Raw genomic sequence first — 2074 nt, 5'->3', positions numbered from 1 at the left:
GCGTAGGTGTCGCCCGAGGGCCTCCTTTCGAAGAACTCCAGGGGCAGGCGCAGCAATCGGCTCATGATCAGCAGGTTCAGCCGACCGTCGAGGCGCCGTGGCCTGCTGCTGGTTTGGTGGACACCTGGATAAGGTTTTCACCCGATCGGAGGCCCTTGCATGGGACGAAGGACATTCAGCTGCGAGTTCAAGCTCGAGGCGGTAAAGTTGGTCAGGGATCGAGGGGTGGCGGTGGCGCAGGCCTGCCGCGACCTCGAGATTGCGGAGAGTGTGCTGCGCCGCTGGATGCGGGAGACCGAGGCGGACCCGCGGCACGCCTTTCCCGGCCATGGCCAGGTGAAGCCCGAGCAGCAGGAGATCGACCGTCTCCGGCGGGAGGTCGCCAAGCTCAAGGCGGAGCGTGACATCCTAAAAAAGGCCGCGGCCTACTTCGCGAGGGATGCGACATGAAGTTCGCCTTCATCGCGAAGCACAAGGGGGTGTGGCCTCTGTCCTGGCTGTGCTCGGCGCTGGGTGTATCGCGCTCCGGCTTTCATGCCTGGCTGACCCGGAAGCCGAGCCAGCGCACCCGCGACGACGAGCGGATTGGCACGATGGCCCGCGCCAGCTTCCTGGCGAGTGACCGGACCTATGGTGCCCGCCGCGTCTGGCACGACGTCCTGGCGGACGGCGTCGATTGCGGTCTGCACAAGATCGAGCGGCTGATGCGCCAGGGCGCGCTGCGGGCCAGGCCGCGGCGACGTGGCCTGCCGCTGGACAGGGGCGAGCGGGCCGCAGGCGTTGTCCCTACCAACCTCCTGGACCGCCAGTTCCATGCAGGGGCTCCGAACCAAAAATGGGTGGCCGACTTCACCTACGTCTGGACCGCCGAGGGCTGGCTGTACGTCGCCGTCGTCATCGACCTCTTCTCACGCCGCGTTGTCGGCTGGTCGATGAGTGCCACGATGGCGGCGCAGCTCGTCACCGATGCATTGGTCATGGCGATCTGGCGCCGCGGCAGGCCGAAAGCCCTGCTGCATCATTCGGACAGGGGTAGCCAATACAGCAGCGAGGGCTTCCAGCGGCTGATGGCCGACCATGGTGTCACCTGCTCCATGAGCAGGTCGGGCAACGTGTGGGACAACGCCGCGATGGAGAGCTTCTTCTCATCGCTGAAGACCGAGCGCCTTGCCCGCAAGACCTACAGGACCCGCGACGCTGCCCGGGCAGAGGTGTTCGACTACATCGAGCGGTTCTACAACCCGACGCGACGCCACTCGGCCATCGGCTATCTCAGCCCCGTGGCGTTCGAGCGCTTGGCCAGTTCAGGCTAAACTCGGTGTCCATCGAACCGGCAGCAGGCCACGTGGCCTCGCCTTCGCGTTCCTGGTCAAGGCGCTGGCCCGCCACGCCGTTACCGCCTGGGAGGGTGTGGGCGACACCACCGGCAAGCCGCTGCCGCTCTCGCCCGAGGCGGTCGAGCGTCTGATGGACATGGACGAGATGGCCGCAGCCTTCTGGGATCGCGCCACAGGTCCCGCTGCCGCCGTGGCCCTGGAGGGAAACGGATAAGGGCTCGGGCCGAATGGCATTTCGGCCAGGGCCCACCCTACTGCCGCGGCTGCGCGGCCCTCGATCGCGATTGCGGCCTCGCCTGTCCCTACGCTGCCCACGCCCCGGCCAGCGTCGAGGGCGCCGCAGCCTGGGCCGCTGGCACCACCTGCGCCACGGCGACGATGGCCGGCCTCGACCTCGACATGCCGGCCGCGCTCATCACCGCCCGCGAGATGGGCGCCTCCGGCTGGGCCGCCGCCGAACTGCTGCTGGCGATGCGCTTGGGCCTCGCCGCAGGCAGCGCATCTCGGCGCACTGATCCCCCCGGATCCTGACCACCCCATCGACGCAGGAGGCGTGACGCATGGCGGATAGCACGCGCCGCGTCTCGGTCCGGCTGTCGCTGGACGACGCCGCCCGGGTCAAGCAGGAGCTGCGCGAGGTTGGCGAGACCGGCCACCGCTCCCTGGAGCGCATCCAGGGCGGCGCTGATCGTGCCTCCCGCGCGCTCGACCTGCTCGACGTCGCCGTCCGCGGTGTT

3 protein-coding genes are annotated in these 2074 nt (G+C 68.6%); all 3 read left to right on the top strand.

Annotated features, from left to right (window positions below; genetic code table 11):
• The first annotated feature begins 159 nt into the window (after positions 1 to 159).
• The 3 genes from ACT6XY_RS22690 (at position 160) to ACT6XY_RS22680 (ending at position 1868) form a co-directional block, all read left to right on the top strand.
• A protein-coding gene (locus tag ACT6XY_RS22690) for an IS3 family transposase (protein ID WP_444750569.1) occupies positions 160 to 1313 on the top strand; the annotation gives its coding sequence in 2 pieces (ribosomal slippage) (positions 160 to 409 and positions 409 to 1313; 1155 coding nt in all).
• Between the two features lie 97 nt (positions 1314 to 1410).
• Positions 1411 to 1551, top strand: a complete 141-nt coding sequence (locus ACT6XY_RS22685) for a hypothetical protein (RefSeq protein WP_444750568.1) — start codon at positions 1411 to 1413, stop codon at positions 1549 to 1551.
• Between the two features lie 164 nt (positions 1552 to 1715).
• Complete coding sequence (locus tag ACT6XY_RS22680) at positions 1716 to 1868, top strand: hypothetical protein (protein WP_444750567.1); 153 nt, start codon at positions 1716 to 1718, stop codon at positions 1866 to 1868.
• The last annotated feature ends 206 nt before the right edge of the window (positions 1869 to 2074 follow it).

The organism is Phreatobacter sp. (assembly GCF_052440005.1).
Classification (GTDB): domain Bacteria; phylum Pseudomonadota; class Alphaproteobacteria; order Rhizobiales; family Phreatobacteraceae; genus Phreatobacter.
The sequence above is the reverse complement of the archived record's forward strand: the minus strand, read 5'-3'. Positions and strand labels throughout refer to the sequence as shown.

What these genes read in the sequence shown, in the direction of transcription:
- ACT6XY_RS22680 (WP_444750567.1), top strand. Translation starts at nt 1,716, where the DNA reads ATGGCCGGCCTCGACCTCGACATGCCGGCCGCGCTCATCACCGCCCGC.